This window comes from Bacteroidota bacterium (genome assembly GCA_018816945.1).
Classification (GTDB): Bacteria; Bacteroidota; Bacteroidia; order Bacteroidales.
This window is the reverse complement of the sequence record JAHIVC010000064.1, coordinates 29821-49157: the sequence shown is the minus strand read 5'-3', so window position 1 is coordinate 49157 and position 19337 is coordinate 29821. Positions and strand designations below refer to the sequence as shown.

Here is a 19337-nt window from a genome sequence, read left to right as displayed (position 1 = left end):
TTGCCACTTCTTTTTCCTGGGATTCCAGTTTTATCAATAATATTGGCAGCGCTAACAACTAGTTCTTTTGTTAAAAAATTTAGTTTACTATCCATAACTACTCAATTAAATATTTTCGATTCTCTTATTAGTTTGTTTGAAAATTTGCTCCAATTGCCCTCCTTTTGTTATGCTGCCAACAATGATTTTATCGGCAACCTCAACAATCAATTTGTTTCTGATTTCAGCCTTATCGCGGGTAATTCTTTTTTCGTTATTGGTGAATGGAGAGATTATGAGCAAACGATCTTCTACAATTGCTTTAAGGTACTCAGGTTCCCACCGTTTTTTTATGGCTCTGGCAAGCACCAATATTAGTGGCTGTTTGCCTTTGAGTAATATTTGAAAAACATCTTTTTCTATTTGTGAGTGATTACCACAGATGATGCAATTTCCCTGTTCTCGTTGTTCTTTTGCCCAATCATAGCTTCTGAGAATAACTTCTGCAGGGCATTTCTGAGAACAGAGAAATGCTATTTTGTTTTGTTTCAGAATATCTTTATTACCTATATATTCCATTTATTACCAATCGTTAGGTTTCTTGAGAATATATCCATCCTTTTTTGTGACTTCTTCAGCAAATTGACTATCAGCTAATTTCTTACGACCTATCGTTATAGAACCTTTTGCTACTATACTAACAGAACTATTACTTCTTTTTGGCGGGAATGCTACAAATACCCGTTTATTATGAAAATTTTCGTGAATTTCCTTTATTGGTGGAACGAGATCACTATCTCCGGATATTAACATTGCCATGTCATATTTATCCTGATAAGCATCAATTATCATTTGAGTAGCAATATTAACATCTGTCATTTTTTCATTATAAGAGGCCCATATGTTATCACAACGATGACATTTAATGGTATCTCGTTGATAATGACCATAATATATTTTAATACCCACCGATTCCAATGCCTCTAAATAAGTTGTTTGTCTCTTTTGTTTATCAGGATCATTGCTAACTCTGCTAGTAAAATATTTTATTGCTATCAATTCTTGATTAGGTTGAATTAGATTTCTAATTAATGCGTCTATATTAAGCCATTTACTATTTGTAAATCCTGCATCAACCATACCAAAATAAAGATTGAAACCATCTACAAAAACTATAACTCGTTCTTTTTTTGTCATATTTCTTGCATTATTAGTTTTAATTGTATTATATTTGTAGCACAAACATCGCTGGAGATAGTATCTTCAGTCCGACGCTCCGCAAGGAGCGTTTCTCTTTTATTCCTCCTCCTCATCATTATCCTCCTCACCAAACAAAGTCTTGCCCATGCGGTACTTTATGTCATAATTAATTATAAAGTCCAACTCTTCTTCTGTAAAACAATAGTGTTGAGCTAACACAGTGTCTATTTGGTCAATGAATTGTTTTGATCTACGAGGATAAATTTCTTCATATTCAACTTCTCCACTTTTTTTAGTTGCTTTCCTTTTAACCTTCTTATTAAGCTTATAGTCTTCCATTAACTCGTTTACTATTTCTAATGAATCTTTCTCGTTTGGCAGAGAAACTGGTATTGGATACTCATTTAAGTCAAATGGATTTAGATTCCGTCCATCTGTTGAAATAACAAAATACCAATAGAATAAATTTGCACTAAGAGATATTATACTTAGATTTCGTATTTCTTTGCTTTCAAAGTACAAATACCTTTCGCTGTGAGACACACTTTTATCACCGTTAGAAGTAAAAATTGGTTGAAAATCTGTGAAAACTTTCCAATATCTGCCGCCTGCATATCTATAATATAGTTTTGGCTTTGTTTTATTAATTATATGAAGTTTTCCTAATTTATTGTTATTAAAAAAGAACTTCTCAACTATTGATATTTCAAGGTTACTAATGAATTTTGGAAGCAGATAGTGTCGTATTTTTTCATTGTTTTTCACGTAAGATAATGTTTCAAATAGGGTATTTCTACATTCAGATTTCCATTTAATTAGATTTGTCGAATACTTTTCATTTTCCTTACTTTTCCTAATATTAATTGAAATAGTTACTAGGGTTTCCGCACCTGAAAAGAGTTTAGATGGTCTTTCAGCAAAGCTACTGTTAAGATTTAAATCAAAATTTTCTATAATTAAATCTTGAAGTGCTTCCATTCTTTTTGTGCAGGTCAAGCTTATAGGTAAGATCATTCCTAAACAACCTTTAATAGAATTTAATTTTATGGACTGCTCTATAACCATTGCATATAGATTGCCACAACTGATTGTATTGAGATTTTGAAGGGAATAATTATTTCTAATTGAACTATACTCAACATAAGGAGGATTTCCAATAATACAATTAAACCCACCATTTCCTGCCACAATTTGATAAAACTCAGCAAACCAATGAAAAGGCTGGTGAGTTTCGAGCCAATTTAGGTACTGGTTCACTTTCTTTTTTTCGTTTTTACCATCATCATTAGTCACATCAATATCTATCTGTCTATTTAAAGATTTGTCAATTCCATAATTGGTTGCCAGGTATTCGTTTAGGTTTTCGTTGAGAGAGGCAAGCTTCTCGCTTAATGCCTTCTTTGCTTTTCTGAAATTGCCTGTTCCTCCATCATTAATTAATTGAGTATCTTGAAAACGTTCAAATAATTGGGCCGTTAGTCGCGATTCTTCGTTAAAAAAGTCCAGCTTATCCTGAGCAAACAATGCATCCTTTTTTACAATGGTTTCAAATAGTTCTTTTTCGGTGGTAAATCCTACCAAAGTATTGCCAGCTCGAATATTAAAATCGATATCAGGCAAGGGTTCCAATCCAAAATTATCCTTTTTAGGATCCACATCCACTGTTCCAACCAGTTTCAGAAATAGCCTAAGTTTGGCAATTTCAACTGCCTCCTTCATAATATCAACTCCGTAAAGATTGTTCAGGATGATATTTTTGTAAATAAAGTATTGCAGATTGTGGTGGTGTGCCGAATTGATATCGGCCAGTGTATCTTCAAAAAACTTATGCTTACCCGGAGCCTCTTCCACAAACTCTTCCATACGCTTGATGCAAGTTTCGTAAAGAGGTTCCAGGATATTTAAAGCTGCAAACAAAAAAGCTCCGGAACCACATGTAGGATCAAGGATAGTAATTTTTTGTATGGCCTTATAAAAGTGGCGGATAAATTCAGCATCTTCCGAAGTTTCAATTAAATCCTGTGTAAACTGGCGTATGTTGAGGTTATAAGTAATAAAATCGTTAATCTCTGTTATTTCGCCCTTTTCGATTTTTTGTTTCAGATCGGCGTAGCGTTTACGGCGTTCAATAAGTTCGCGATATATTTCAGTAGGTAACGCTATCTCTTCAGGAGCTTTTTGGTTCCATGCCTGGCGAAGTTCCCATAAGTGTGGCGAAGTCTTTTCTTCAACAATTTCTAGTTCCATTTCAGGGATAAATCCGGCTTTTACCTCATGAGGCAAGTCGTCAAATAAACCCCCTTCAGTCGGAATGCCTTTTTTTACAGCTTCATAGATATAGGTGGCGCCACTATGTTTAAGCATATCCCACACTTCGGCTCCGCTTAGTGTTCCGTTAGATTTAAAAGCATTGTTATAATTCCGTTTTGTTTCATCAAAAAGAAAAGGAATGATGGTGTTTTTGCCGATATAATCGGTGATATCTTCCTTGGTATAATAGGCACCCATAGCAGCCCTTTCATTGATATACTTTTCAAATATATATCCAATCACATCCGGATTAATTGTGTTTCCTGCGGCATGGTCGCGGGTGTCGAGATGCCATTCCCATTTATCGAAAAAATCAAAAATTCCTTTGAAAGCTTCATCATCAATATGGATAGCGTCGAATTGTCGTTCTAATTCATGCACATCAAATAAACCACCGTTGAGGTAAGGGATTTTTCCTAATTCAATGACGCATTTAATGTTTCTTTCTCTTTCTGGTTTGCCTAATCCATCATGAAAGAGTTCCAGTAAAAAATTACGATAAAAATTATAAAAATTGCCTTTTCCGTTAAGTGTAGAACATGCTGCCAGCTTATTCTTTAAGTAGTTTTTATCCTGATCTAAGAATCCCTTCTTCTGTATAAAATAGCAGAACATCAAGCGGTTTAACATCAAAGAGGTGTACCACTGCTTGTTTTTATTCTCCTTACTTTTTATATGATCATCAATCCCTTCTATAAAATCCATAAAGGACTTATGCTGATTTTTAAATTCGGTATAGAATTTTTTGGTGACTTTTTCGGCATTGGCTCCAAAATTTTCTCTTAGGCGCTGAACTACATCCACAATCGTTAATTCCCCTTTTTCATCTTCCTCAATACTAAAAAATGCACCTGAAAGTTTTTGATAAAGCAATTCGGGAGCTTGAGTATTGATCCACTTATGACTGATTGTTCGAGTAGGTTTATTGGGTTCTCTTATCAATAGTTCCCATTGTTGGCATGATTTCCTTTCGTCAACAAAAATAATCAGGTGCTCATGATGCAACTTTGTGATTTCGGTATGAATGCGCTTTCTGGTCTGTGCATCGGGAATATGCCCCACAGAATTGGGTTTGCAAATTAAAATAGCAAATCCAGCTTTTTCAGCAATTTGCTGAAAATTAAAGGTTTGATCGGCTGCTTTTTTCGGAAAACTATTGTCAACATAATTCCAACCTAATTGATTGAATAATTGGTCGAATTCAAATTGCCGGATGTAGCGATTGAAGTTCTTTCTATTAATTGATACCATATTCTAAATTTCTTCTTTTAAACCCATAGAACATATCACCTGTGGTGCATTTAACTGTGATGAATTATGGTCGTCGATGATACAAAGTCGTCCTTCATTTCTTAATATGATTGCTACTTGAGATAAGTCCTGTTCAGAAATGCCCAAACGCAGTCTTCTGTTTAATAAGGTTTTGCTGCTTTCCTGCATTGGATATTTATAAATGTCATCGATAGCCTTTTTCAAATTATCGTTTTCGAACAAGGTATTTTTGCTTTCTTCATAATATCGATGTAAACGCATGTAGGTTTTGTATCGAACACTGCTTTTTTTACCAAGATGACCACCTGTAGATTTTTGCGCTTGTTGAGCAATTTCTACAGCTCGTGCTACTAACAAGTGGTGATCTTCTAATTTTTCAAGAGCAGGAGTATCCAGTGAGCACTCCAGTATTTTTAAAATCCTATTTTGACTTCTCGAACGAATGTTTTTATGTTCATCCAACCATGTTAATACATCTGTACCTGCTGCTGTTTTGTGGTAAGTAATTACGCCGTTATGTATTGCTTCATCAGGCTTGGGTTTTGTGGAATAAATTACATTGGGTAGATTAATAATTGTTTTTCGTAACTCAGGATTTGCTTTAGTGGCTTGATTCCAAATTTCAAATGCCTTTGAGGTTAAATCTACATCATCATCTGAATCATCCTCATCTAAAATGCCAGCTTTTTCATTATATAAATCACGAATATTCACTGGATCACCATCAAAAAATACTTCGTCTGAACCAACAACCTCTGAATTTTCTTTAATTCTTTGTTGTAACCTATGACGTAATCTGATGATATTTTCAACCCCATCAGTTGGAAGGAAGGAATAACAATAAATCACTTCGGATTGTTGACCAATTCGATCCACACGACCCGCTCTTTGAATTAAGCGAATCAAAGCCCAGGGAAGGTCAAAATTCACAATGATATGTGCATCCTGAAGATTTTGACCTTCACTTAAAACATCTGTTGTAATCAACACCCTCACCTCATCTTTTTTAAGTTTCGATTCATTGCTTTTTGGACTAAAACGATGAGCTGCTTCGGTTGGGTTTTCTGTGTTTCCTGTTACACATAATAAATCTTTTAATCCACGTCTTCTAAGCTCCTTTTCAAGATATCTTGCAGTGTCAGCGAACTGAGTGAACAGTAAAATCTTTTCTCCTTTATGTTCAATTTTACATAGATGTTCGAATGAATCAATTTGTTTATCCATTGTTGCATCCCAGTCTTTTCCCTTTTCTAAAATGTCCATGATGAGTTGAGCATCTTTTTTCAATTTAATTTTCAAAGATGATTTAAAGAACTTTGATGCAATCCATTTATATTTTCGGGGATGTGCTGCCATTATTTTATAAATATTAGCAGCTCCATTCTTATATTCGTCTATATCGTTGTGAATTCTAATCAATCCCAATTCGTCAAGATCCTCGTCATGTTCTTCAATAAACTCATCCATTAATTGGGTTTCTTGAGATCCAATAGGGAGTGTAAGATTGTTTTCGATGGCATATACATAAACATAATTACGCATAGCATGTCGTGCAAGAGACAGGAGAAAAGAATATCAGCAGCTTTCAAGTCTTTTAAATAAATTAGTGCGGCAAAATCCCATCAATCTTTTTCCAGCTCGCGTTAGATTTTCAAGTTGAGTTTGTTCTGAACTAGATGCATTTGGTAATTCTGATTCATCAATATAATTTCCAAGCCCATACCTTGGTAATGACATTTTATTTATTGTATTAACAATATTTGGTGAAAATAACCTGGCATAAATATCTTCTTTGTCATCTGCATTGAAATCATATTCAATTTTTTTAGGAATCCGCTCAGGAAAATAAAATTTACTTCCATCATCAAATGTTAAATATTTTCTATTATTAGATAGGTCTGTTTCAGCATAATTATCACGGATAAAAGAACGAGTTCTTCTTACCATGAACATTTTGAGTAAATCACGCCAGTCGTCTGAAAAGTTGCTTTTCTCGAAAGCTGCAATACTAAATGGGCTTGTTTGGTGTTCAGCCACATATTCATGCTGGCCTCCAATTGACTCAAGGTAACGCTCTGGGCCAATCCCTAAATCTAAGTCTTCTGGGACAAAAAGGCGTAACTGATTGGAAAGATCGAAATAAGTTTTATTGTAGGGGGTGGCTGTTAACATGATCACTTTAGGTTCATTCCTGTTGATGTAATCCTTTAACAAACCGTAGCGTTTACCCTCCTTATTCCTCAAATTATGACTTTCATCGATTATTATCAGTCGATATCTCCTTTCTCTTTCAAGCCATGCTTCGTTTATCCTAGAGATACTAACGACATCTGCCCGCAGCCTATAATTGTGTTTATAGTCTTTCCACATTTCAACAAGGTTCTTAGGACAAATTATTAATGTTTCTAAAATAAAAGTTTCTTCAAAAAGTTTTGCTAAAGCAGAAGCTGTCATGGTTTTACCAAGGCCAACTACATCCCCAATGATTACACCATTTCTGTTTTTTAAATGCTGAGCAGCTAAGGTTACTGCTTTTTTTTGGAATGTTAAAAGATGTTCAAATTCTTTTGGAATTTCATAAGTATCTTCACCTGTTTGAGCCTCTTGAGATAAGTGATAGGCTATTTTAAGATATATATAATATGGTAAAATGATCTTTTCTCCCGCCCAGCTTTCATCAATAATTTCAATTAGCTCGGCTGAAATTTCAATTGCAAATCTATCGTTCCAACGGTCCTCGAACCAATCTGCCAACTTCTTTGCAGCATCTTGCTCAATAACATCAACATTTAATTCTCCTTGCTTTTCAAGACCGGCCATTGTAAGATTGCTGCTTCCAACATATCCGATAGTTGGTGCCTTTTTATCATACCTAAATCCTAAATAAAGTTTTGCGTGAAGTGGATGACTCAAATAGAGTTTAACTTTAACTTTTTGATTTTTTAATTGAGTTGAGAGCTGCCTTAAAGTTATTTCATCACCAGCTTTAGGAATACCAAACATTAGTTGATCTCTGAACTCCTTTGCCATACGTTTCTTTAGAGCAACAACTTGCGCTTGGTCAACAAGCCCTGGTTTTTGGTTAGACAAAATTTGTTTTAATAGGTCTTCGGAAGAACGTTGCATACCAACAATTAAACGGCAATAGTTTTCATCTTTGCCTGTATATTTATCAATAAAAGCTGAAACGTTTTTCCAACCCCTTAAATTGAAATATCCAACACAAAAATCAGATCGGTATGATTTGGCTAAGGTTTCCCTTAGATCATCTGCTAGTACTGCATCAATGTTATCAAATATTGTTGGCATACTTAATGTTTTTTTTGGAATAACCCAATAAATATAAACTGTTAGTACATTGATTCATTGTATCCAATTTGTAATGAAATCAATTAATCCAACATCCAATTCAATCGTTCTCAAATGAATAAAAACAGAGGGGGGAGCATTTTTAGTTGAATTAATTATTAAAAAATAGCACTTTGCTTTTATTCAAATCAAATATATGGAAATAGTTTGAATATGCAATCTAGGGAAAAGGAAAGAATTTAATAACGTAACCCACCCCTGACCCCTCCCTATTTTAGGGAGGGGAGATGTCTTGTCCTGATATAGGTTTACACAAAAAAGTGTAAAATGGAACAAGAAAGTAAAGTTAATTTAGGATTAAGACCCACCCCTGCGAGTTTAAGTTGTAACGTCCTGATATAGGTTTACACTAAAAATTGAAGAATATAATGATTTTAAAGGGGGTGGTTTGTGTGCGATTTGTGTATAATGCTGATATTGTACTTGTTATAGCGTGAAGGATTACGCACACATATTTTCGTAAAGCATGTTTTGGATCGAACAGCAGGTGAACATTGAAAGCTCTGATTTGAACTATGTTCGTTTAATGTGTTCGTTATATTTATTTGATTATTAATAATATATATTTAATATGAACAGAATGCACGCACTTTTTGGCTGTTGGGAAATTTACAATTACAAGGCTGATTAGACTCCTTATATGAGATTTCCTTCAACTCCACATAATGAAATTGGGATATCCTCGAAGGGTTGAATGTAATTCCTTACAAGCCCTGAATTTTGATCCTGATTTGTGAGAAAAAAGTTAGCGATTGAAATAAATAACTAAAAATGAATTTATTACAGTAAAATCTAAAGACTCGCCCTTACTCAAAGGAGAAACTAGAGTATTTGCAGTACTCACATAGGAATATGATTCAGGGCAAAATCTTTCCCATTCTTTGCCGTAATTCCCTTCAGATAGAATTGAGGAACATTATGATGTATTAGAGATTGAATATTTCGGCTCTAAGATGCAATGTTATGATATATTTTATCAAATGCTAAAAATATCTATTAGAAAAATGGTATAATGAATTTTACAATTTAAGGATTCAAGTATCTTTTCTGCTGAAAAAAATTATATTATTTACTATTCTTAAAAAATAATTTTTTTCTCCTTACCATAACTTGGTTTATTTGGTTTGAGCACTATTTCAAAACCTCCATCATCGAGAAATTGTTCAACCCTGCTAAATTCTGTTTGTTTAATTCTGTGAGAATTAGAATCACCAGAAACTAAGGTGATTACAACTTTTTTATCAATAGTAACTTCTACGTCCTTTATATGAGATTTAATAAATTCTGATTGCTCTTCAACTCTTCCTTCATCTTGAACAGAGTCACATAGGATTAGTAGGTATATTAAAGGATCGGTTTCAAAGCTAATTGTTCTTAATATTCCACATTCCATAAGATCTTTATCCCAAGGGGAGCAATTGTGTTTTATGGAACATCCTTTTTCGCAATTTTTTTCTTCAAGTAAGTACCCTTTACATCCACAAAAGAATTCCCACATTTTTTCATCGTGCAAAGCAATAGCCAAGGCTGCTTGTTCAATTCCTTTCTCAGAAATTAATTTTCTATTCTTCGTAGTATTAAATATTTTCATCAATGTTAAACTACTCAGAAGCCCATGATTCTTTTTTCTTACTATTGTTTCATAAAGAAATAAATTGATCTTTTGCTTTATTGAGCTATTTACTTCAATATATTTTTTACAGATAATATTAATTAGTTTTTCTGAAGTTAAAAGAAAACTTTCTCGAACAATTGCCGTATCAAGATTCAACTTGCTTAGTTCCCCTTTTACTTCTTCATTTTCAAACCTCAACACTTCTGTCAAGTATTCAATAAGCCAAGTCTGATATTTTTGTGTACTATAGTTAAAATCATGATAAGTTGAAGCAGCTAACCAACCAATTTCTATTGGAACTCCATATGATTTTTTAAATGATTCTAAGATTTCATTTCTTGATTCATATAATTTATCAATAATATATGATCCTAATAAGAACACCTGAAATTGATGGACGAAATGTTCTCTATAACCTTTATCTTTTTGAAAGATTTCTTCAAATTTTATTTGAATATCTGGATTTGGATATTCCATTCCAAGATATTCAGTCCATAGTTCCTTAACATATTCAGATGCGATATTGAAATCATCTCTAGTTTCTTTTAATAAATAGTCAGATGTTAATTTCTTAAGTTTGTCTTTGTATTGAATATTTTTGGGGTTTTGTAGTTTTTTTAACAACAGTAAACTAATTCGATTATCCTCCGTTAATCTTCTGACTATGGCTCTTCTTTTATAATCTGGTTCAGGGTAGAAAACAAGCTGATCTAGATTATCTTCAAAATAATTTCCAATAATTGTTTCAATACTTTTTCGAGAATTCTTTTTTTCATAAAGATTACTACATATCTCATCAAACAACGAGACAGATTTACACACTTCTTCAATTTTTGTTTCTGATGTTTTAAGTAAGCCTATACCTCTTTCAAGGCAAACTTCCTTAAATTCTTTAAATCCATCATTTTCTTCGACATATTGTGGAAAGGAATAATATATTCTTGCTTTCGGGAAATAGTGTTTGTAAAATCTCACAGGTGAGGCTTCAGGAATTTTTTTTCTACCTATTGCTAGTAAAGGGAAAAAGTCATCTTTTAATATATACTTATCTGTTGTTATTTCAACAACTATCTCATCATAAAAATCAATTTCATCACCCTCCTCCTCCACAACAAATTCATATAGATTTAATTGGTTTTTTTTGATAAATAATCTTTTGTCTTTAAGAGAGACTATAATACTGTTTTGCTCATAAGTAACATTAATGCTATTACCATCATCAGATTTGTTAATAGTAGCATTTTCTATCCAATTAGAATCCGGGATCTTACTTAGAAATTCCTTTAATTTAGCATTTCCGATACCTGGAATCTTGGACCATTCAAGATTACCTTCCATTCTGCAATATAGTGGAACTCTGGCTGGCAGAAAACGCTCTGAATAATGCTCTGTATCATAACCTCTATATTTAAAATGTTCAGTCAGCCAATTTAGCATAACTTCTGTTGTATATTTTTCAATTCTATTCATATTATAATAATTAAATTAAATCAATTGCTTATCAGAATATGCAATCCTTTATTAATCGAATAAATAATTTATGGGGCTTATCATATATTTTATTATTATTGTTTTATCAACCTATTACTTTCTTAATCTATTGAAAAATCCCCCCTATTAATAACAAACATTTTATAAAAGTTGTCAAACATAAATTTATCAAGATCTGTATTAAGATAAGTTGAGAAGTCATAATGTGGTAAATCTTTCTTATTCGATGATTGAAATCTCCTAGTTGAATGTTCAATAAGCATCCTCAATGAGTTATTTAAAGCTGCTGACATTGCTATTTTTTTTCTTTTTGAAATATCCTGAAACAAAGGACTAAGTCTTGATGAAGCGTATTGTTTCATGATTAATTTAGTTTCCTTGCTTTCAGTGACTTTATTATTAATTGAGAAAGTTAAAGCCCACTCAGCAATATCGTTGTACAAATAGAAAGGACGTGCTTCGAAAGAAAAAGCAGAACTTGACCTATCAACGCTCCAAAGATGGCAATTAGTAAGACCGGGGCCATTAAGAAAATCAAAAATCTCTTTTTGCATTTCCAGTTTCTTAGTATCATCGTCAGGAAAATGCTGCATGATGTAATCATGAATTTGTGTACTTCCATTATTTACTTTAAACGATTTTGCTCTTAATCTATCCCCTACACCTAACGGATGTGCATGTAACCAGTAATAACCACCAAAGAGTTCATCAGCACCCTCACCACAATATGCAACTTTGTGTTTTTTTGCAATTTTTGCAGATAAAATATGAAACGCAACACTTCCCAGAACATCATACAAACCATTGGTTACAAGAGACTCATAATGATAAAGATAATGCTTCAAGAGATTCAGGGTTTCATCAAATCCAGTTTCAATTTCAGTATGAATTGTGCCAATTTCTGAAGCTACTTTATTTGCAAATAAACGATCTTCATTATTTAAATCGTCGAACAAAGTATATGAATGAATATTATTACTTGAATTATTCTGCAAATAATAAGCCATCAAACTTGAATCAAGGCCACCTGATAGATATAATGCATGGTCGTGCTTTGAATGTGAGAGATGCAATTTAGCGGTACTGTTCATTAATTCAGAAAAATGTGAAATCGTTTTTTTATCAATGACCGAATTAGGATTATAAAACGAATTGGGATTATTATTGTATTTTACTGTTTTTGACAAACCATCTTCAAATACTATATATGAACCAGGCAGCACTTGTTTTATTCCCTTAAACATAGTTTCTCCCAAGTTAAATATAAATCCAAAAACTGCAGTTTCTGCAAGAGAATCTTTGTTTATTTCAATTGCATTTTCGTGAACTCTTAATAGTGCTTTTATTTCGGAAGCAAAATATATTTCTGAACCTTTTTGGAAATATACTAACGGTTTTATTCCAAATGAATCACGAGCAAGAATCAGCTTTTCGGGACTCAATATTGCAATAGCGAACATTCCTTTAAGCTTTTCAAAGACCTTTTCTCCAAATATAAGATATAATTCAAGTATGAGATTAGCTTCGTCAACTATTTTCTTAGGCTGTATTAGTGGAACGAGTTCATTAAAATTATAGATTTCACCATTAAACAATATTGAAATATTCTTTTTATTGTTAACAGCAGGTTGTGGATTCGTTTCCGGTCCGAAAATATCAAGCCAGCGAAAACCTAGAGAACCCCATGGGAAATTAGCAAAAGATTCCCCGTCTGGTCCTCTGTGTTTTATAGCATCGGCCATTAATTTGACCTTATTAGGACTTCTTTTACCATATATACCACATATGCCACACATTAGAATATTTTCATTTTTATAATATAGTTATTCAAATTCATTTTTCGCTATTCTGTCTGCAAACTTGCAATACTTGACCCGTAACCTCTGTTAAATCATTGTCTTTATAGACTTACACGAGTTCATATTCATCATCATTTTTATGCTAATACTAGTTGCATTTCAAGTAAATGGGTTTAAATATTATTATATATTGAAACATTCTGATCAATATATAATTTGAACTCTTTTATTATCGCCTCAAGATTTATTGAATTACTAAAACTAATTTCATTGTTAAAATAACTCATTGATTCTACTTTCTTGAACTCCAAAAGATTCTCAGAAAAAAGTTCTTTCATTTTTTTTAAGTCTGTAGTTTTTTCTATTTTCTCATTTATTAGACATTCAACATTGCAATAACAAGCTTCCCAAATAATATTTGAAAAATCATCAATACTACCTTCTTCATCCCAACACCATACAGTATTGGACTTGTTAATTATTGCTGGCATTTCATAGGGATGCACGAATTTTTTTATTTCAATATTATTTTCCAATTTCTGCTTATCAACGAGAGAATAAATTTCATCTATGTAATTACCATCACACAATAAAAGGGCATGAAGATTATAAGCCTTAATATATTCAAGAAGATAACTGATCCCTTTATGTTTCCAATAGTAATTGATTTTTCCAGCGAATAAAATATCGTATTGTTTCGGGTGTTTCAGATCGTGAAAATAATCAGGATCAGGTATATACCTGTCTGTTAATCTGATTTTTGTTTTATCATTGCATAATTCACTTACAATCTCGATACTGGTATTATTTGTAACAATTATAGAGGCTTGCTCAAAATATCTTTTTATAATATCTCTGAATTCATTGGATGTGTAGAATTTTAAAATATCACTACCAGCATGTCTTATAAGAAGAGGTTTGTTTAATATTTTTGATAAGTGAATTGCAACACTGCAAAATGGCCATAAATAATTTGTTTCAATTATATCAGGTGTAAAATTAGCCAGAGCTTCAAAACATTTGTTCAGTATTCTGTCAAAATAAAGGCTTGAGTCGGGTATATGCCATGGTGTGGATGCTTTGTCGACTGAGAAAACCTTTATGTCGTCCTTAATTACCGGCACAGAATAATTTTCAATCTCAATAGTGACAACGCGAAAATTATACCCATTTTTGGCTAATCTCTTGTATAACCAAAATGTTTTGGCAGCAATACCACCTTGCATGGGAGGATATTTCCCGATTAACAAAACATTTTTACGATGAATATCCTTCATATACAGTATTTAATGCCATTTGCCAACCAAAGTAACACCATGCAGATCCTTCTTCAATATAATGTGTTGGGAATAATCCATTTTCAAGCTGATTACTTTCAAACCATTTAATGCTCTTATATAAACTGACTAGAATTTCTTTTGTGTGAGTAATTTTAAATGAATTTGAAAGGGCTAAACTACATAAACCAGTAATAAAAGGATCTGAGATAGCTGGATGATTTTTCCATGGACCCCAACCTCCATCATCTCTTTGCTCCTGAATAAGATATGCTTCTGTTTGTTTTATATTGAATGCTTCATAATCAAGAGATAAATTCTGAGTGCTCATTAAAAGTAAGTACCAAGCTCCTTTATAGTTCAAATTAATTGGTGAGTTAATATCTTTATTCCATTCATTAAATATCCATTTGAACTCTGGGAGATTTCTTAACTCAGGAACTAAAAGTAATACCTGAGATGTAATTGGTATGTTTGAGTAATCGCGTTTGCAAAAACCCCATCCAAATTTTGAAGGACGTTCACTATTAAGCCATTCAATAGCTTTTGATCTATTAACAGAATAATTATCTTGTGAGGAGAGAAAAAATATGTTCCAGGCGGTATCTTCGCAATCAACCCAGCCACCGTCAGTTTTTTGTTCGGTAATAATTCGTTTAGTGACTTTTTTGAATGAATCTAATTCGTGCGAGGCCATTTTTAAAATTGATGAGAGAAAAACAATCCTTCTTAAAGGCAATTTCCTTTCCAGATAATCAATTAAAATAGCTTCTAATGAATCTTTTAATTTATTTAGCTTATTGTTATTATCTGCATCCATGGCAAGAAGAACATTGCCTGCATGCAACTTTTGAGTAACTACTTTTATAAGGTTCAAACATAAAAGTCATTTTGTCAACCTTAGTAATATCGGGTTTTGTGTAGCTCTGTACCGATTGTCCTTTAATTGTGCTCTTTTTTATCATTTTTTTGCTCCTCTTTAAGAATAGAAATTATACCAATTTTTTCAGATTTATTAATAAAATTTAATGTGTCTCTTTTGCATGTGTCAAGGTCAATATTTTCATTTTTATGAACAAAGCTAATAATTTCATTAATATCTTTGCCCATCTCAAGGAACTCTAAAATAAAATATCCACTTTTGGTTAAAATAAAATGATCACCAGTTGAAATACAGAAAGCGTAATATCTATTTGATACTTCATCAAATTTAAGGATAATGTTTTCGACAAGGATATATTTTTTCATTTTTATTTCCAACATTGAGGATCGGTTTCAAAATAATCATCCGTTATTGCATATGCCATTGCTCTGCACCCCCTACAAATAGGAATATGTTCACAATTATTACATTTACCCTTTAAGTTTTTAGGATTTCTCATTTCCCAAAGTAAAGGAGAGGTATACCAAATTTTATAAATTGTTTCTTCTAATAAGTTTCCAATTTTAATAGGTAGTCTTCTACAGGGCAAAACATCACCATTTGGCATAATTGTCACTGCATTATTACCTACAGAACAGATTGCACCAATATGGGGATCATCAGGATTTAAAAGACAAAATAACGTTCTATAAAGTAAGAAGCGAGGTTTTAAACAATTTTGAAAATAATTATATGCTTCTGAATATACATTTTTAATTTCTTCAGGTGATAACAACCAGTCTTTCTTATTCTGGCTTTGGCCTTCGGGGATAAAACGGTCAAGAATAAATGTATCAACATTTAAAACTTTAAGTTCTTTTGCAAGGGGAATTACTTCATCTTTATTATGCTTCCCAATGGTCATCATTATACTTATTGTGAATGAATGATCTTTTAATAGTTTTATAATTTTAATCGTTTTGTCAAAAGAACCATCACCACGTATCCTATCATTTGTTTCTTTCAGCCCTTCAAGTGAAAGCTGAATCCTCCTAAGTTTTTTAAATTTTTTGAGCCTATTAATAATTTCTTCATCTATTAAAAATCCATTGGTAAGGATGTCAATCCTGTCGACATTACGTGTTTCTAGGAGTTCAAGTATTGCGAATAGATTTTCCGGATTAGTAAATGGTTCTCCTCCGGTAAGACTAAATGATGCTTTCTTACCCCATTTTTTTGCTGCATCACATAAATGATTCCCAATTTTTATTAATTGATCCAATTTTAAGGAATCATCAAGATAATTATCATGATAACAGTGTTTACAACGCAGATTGCATTCATTTGTTATATGCCACTGGAAATAGAATTCCTCTTCGTATGCTGTTTCAAGCAAATGATTGTTAGACATTATTGTATTGAAAATTAATTTTACAAAAATAGAATAATTATTACAAGACAGAAATCTAAATATAAATACTTTTCAATACCTATAAGTTTTTTATTTTTATTAAAACCACACAGCAGTTTCCCACCTTTGCCTCGCTTTGAACAGGTAAGCAAGTGATCACCCCAAAGGGGAGAATAAGATCAGAATGGGAGGTCTTCCTGGTGATTGGGTTCGTGAAGGCATCTCGACTTCATCTCGGCTCCGCTCGATGAACAGCTCGATGTGACACTCGACTTCGTTTCGACTTCCCTTCGACTACGCTCAGGGCAGGCGCTCAATGAACAGCTCGTTGTGACATCGGGATCGGGGATGTATTGAATATTTTTTTCTTCTTCGGGGTTGATGAAGAGTTCGCGTTTGAATTGGAATGGGCGGCCACGGTGTTTTATATAATTCATCTTTTCAACCGGTTCGCCTTCATCCCAGGTTTGATAGGGATGAGGGTATTTATAAACTCTCACCAAATATTGACCATCTTCATTTTTTATGTTGTCGATGCCCAGATTTTCTTTTACAATTTTGCTGATATAGTTTTCATTATAACGGCCTTTAAAGAATTCTTTATTGATGATTGAAGCAGACATCATGATATGATCTTCACCGGTGTCGTAGAGTAATTCGGTGATGCGGGATTTTATTTCCTGTTCGGCCCAGGGCTGACTGTTTTCCTGAATGATTTTTAAGGCATCGGTTTTTAACAAATCGGGATGAAACCACATACGGCTTTCATGCCCGGTGCTTAATTTGCGTTTGTTGAGGTAATCGAGAAAGGCCGGTATTTCGAATTTGAGATCTTCGAGTATGTCAACATTTACTTTTTCAGGAATTGGGATTTTACGGACCCAATAACGAATATCGTTTTTAGAGGCATAAATGAAATTATCCTCATTGTTGGATAGAAGTATGAACTTGCCAAAGAAATCAATTTCAATGTGGTCCTTTCCCTTTGCATTCATCAAAATTTTATCGGCAGTAGATAGCGCCTTGATTTTCTCAATGATCTGCTTTTTATCCAGGAATGTTTCTTCGGAAATAATAATGAGTTTATTTGCATAAGTAGTATTGAAACTGGCAGAAAGTTCATCATTGCCAACTACGGTCACATTTTGGGTAAAAATCTCTTTGAGGAATTTGGCAAAAGTGGTTTTACCCGTGTGATTTTCCTTTGATACTAAACAAAGTATTGGAAGGATCTGCGTTGGCTTTTGAAATAACAGTTGAATGTAATCAAGACCTAGATTTAATTGTTCACCAAAGATGTGCCGGATAAAATCCAATGTCAATTCGCAATTCCCTTCTTCGGGCTCGTGATCGAATGGTGCATAGATGTTAAAGCAATTGCTGGTGACCTGGTGAAAGTTATTGTGATCGGGGACATTGCAAAAGGATTTATATTTAGGTACATGATCTAAAAAGCTTTTGCTGTGGTCGTCGATAATGGTTCCTTTTAGGCGTCGTTCGAATCTACGCTCGAGGTTATGGAATTTATTTGGGACCTCCACAAATTCGTAATATGAATCGCCTACCCTAAAATAGTCGCGCGCTGCTGCCGGTATGATGACATTCAGTTTTCCGGCTTCCTCATCCCAATTGTATTGAGTTCCATTGTAAACAAATTTTTGATCTTTTATGAACTCAGCGTGGAAGGTATAGAATTCTTCAGGGGAATTGATGTGAAAGTATTTTCGCAATTTATGCGTTGAATGCGATATGTTAAGTTTGAAAAAATACTTTCCGGGTTTGCTGAATAAAGATAAATCTTTGGCCAGTTTCCATTCTTCTGCCTTAAAAGCGATCATGATGTCGTCCAGACCTTTTGGGTGTTCGGGGTGGCAATCGCTTATTATATGGGAGAAATAGATGTTTAAATCGTAATCTTTTAGCAACTCCTGAATGTTATGAGCTGAAGAATAGAAACCGCCGGGGCGTTTGTAGAGGTCGTCGTGGTTTTCAAGGGCTTTTGCAGAAATATCAAGGCAATCACCATCGTATAGAATAATGACATTTTCAACTTTACATTCTGTGATCAGTTCTAATATTTCTGGATGCAAAGTTTTGGTTTTTTTATCACGATAGTGCGTAATTGAAGATAATCCGACCACATCCATGTCATGCATACAACCTTTGAAGGCTTTAAAGAAACCTTCGGTCAGCACCAGGGTTTTAATCGGGGTTTTGTTTTCAAACTTTTCGAGCAGCAGGGGAGGGAAAAAAGGAAAAGTACCGGCTCCTTTTGGGATGTGGTACTTTTTTACTTTCCCGTCTTTATCAGCAACCGGATCCTTGAGCCTTGTGATATAATAGGTTTGTTCGCGATTGTTATTGATGTTTGGTTTAAAAGGCGTCGCCTTGTTGTGATCATACTGTATTGGATGACGATGCAATGAGTAAACCAATATCCGAATGTTGCCATGCTCATCTTCAGAGAAGATATTTTGTGTGTATTTACGGTTCATAAAACCATAAAGCCAGATGCTATTTTGACTGTCATCAATAGCCAGTTCTTTGATTATGCGTTTTGTGTAGTAATGGCCATATGTGTTTTTTGTTTTGCTCATTTATTTGATGGTGGTTTATCAATGTTTTTTTATTCATTTGGCTATGCCGAACTTCGCTTCGCTACGTTTCTTTTGCTTGTCAACCCCTCGACCATGCTCGGGGCAAGTATCAACGAACCAAAGAAAAAGACAGAAAAAACGAAGCTCCCACCACA

General features: G+C 33.5%; 10 protein-coding genes and 1 pseudogene. All 11 read right to left on the bottom strand.

Annotation, left to right across the window (positions count from 1 at the left end):
* Positions 1–105 precede the first annotated feature (105 nt).
* On the bottom strand, positions 106–558 hold the full coding sequence (locus tag KKG99_09870; protein MBU1013303.1) for a DNA-binding protein: 453 nt from the start codon (positions 556–558) through the stop codon (positions 106–108).
* Between the two features lie 3 nt (positions 559–561).
* Positions 562–1176 (bottom strand): NYN domain-containing protein, encoded by a 615-nt coding sequence (locus tag KKG99_09865; protein ID MBU1013302.1) that lies wholly within the window; start codon positions 1174–1176, stop codon positions 562–564.
* Positions 1177–1275: 99 nt separating this feature from the next.
* Positions 1276–4740 (bottom strand): Eco57I restriction-modification methylase domain-containing protein, encoded by a 3465-nt coding sequence (locus KKG99_09860; protein ID MBU1013301.1) that lies wholly within the window; start codon positions 4738–4740, stop codon positions 1276–1278.
* Positions 4741–4743: 3 nt separating this feature from the next.
* Positions 4744–8070 (bottom strand): annotated as a pseudogene (locus KKG99_09855) (NgoFVII family restriction endonuclease).
* Between the two features lie 1138 nt (positions 8071–9208).
* On the bottom strand, positions 9209–11215 hold the full coding sequence (locus tag KKG99_09850) for a hypothetical protein (GenBank protein ID MBU1013300.1): 2007 nt from the start codon (positions 11213–11215) through the stop codon (positions 9209–9211).
* Between the two features lie 122 nt (positions 11216–11337).
* On the bottom strand, positions 11338–12978 hold the full coding sequence (locus tag KKG99_09845) for a hypothetical protein (GenBank protein MBU1013299.1): 1641 nt from the start codon (positions 12976–12978) through the stop codon (positions 11338–11340).
* A gap of 230 nt (positions 12979–13208) precedes the next feature.
* On the bottom strand, positions 13209–14312 hold the full coding sequence (locus tag KKG99_09840; protein ID MBU1013298.1) for a hypothetical protein: 1104 nt from the start codon (positions 14310–14312) through the stop codon (positions 13209–13211).
* A complete protein-coding gene (locus KKG99_09835; protein ID MBU1013297.1) occupies positions 14293–15189 on the bottom strand; it encodes a hypothetical protein in 897 nt (298 codons plus the stop codon). Before KKG99_09835 ends, KKG99_09840 begins: the two co-directional genes overlap by 20 nt.
* Positions 15190–15254: 65 nt before the next feature.
* A complete protein-coding gene (locus KKG99_09830) occupies positions 15255–15575 on the bottom strand; it encodes a PqqD family protein (protein MBU1013296.1) in 321 nt (106 codons plus the stop codon).
* The gene (locus KKG99_09825) at positions 15563–16570 is read right to left on the bottom strand and encodes a radical SAM protein (GenBank protein MBU1013295.1); all 1008 of its coding nucleotides are present in this window, start codon (positions 16568–16570) and stop codon (positions 15563–15565) included. Before KKG99_09825 ends, KKG99_09830 begins: the two co-directional genes overlap by 13 nt.
* 194 nt (positions 16571–16764) lie before the next feature.
* Positions 16765–19182 carry a hypothetical protein gene (locus KKG99_09820; GenBank protein ID MBU1013294.1) on the bottom strand — a complete coding sequence of 806 codons (2418 nt, stop codon included), beginning with the start codon at positions 19180–19182 and terminating at the stop codon, positions 16765–16767.
* Positions 19183–19337: the final 155 nt, after the last annotated feature.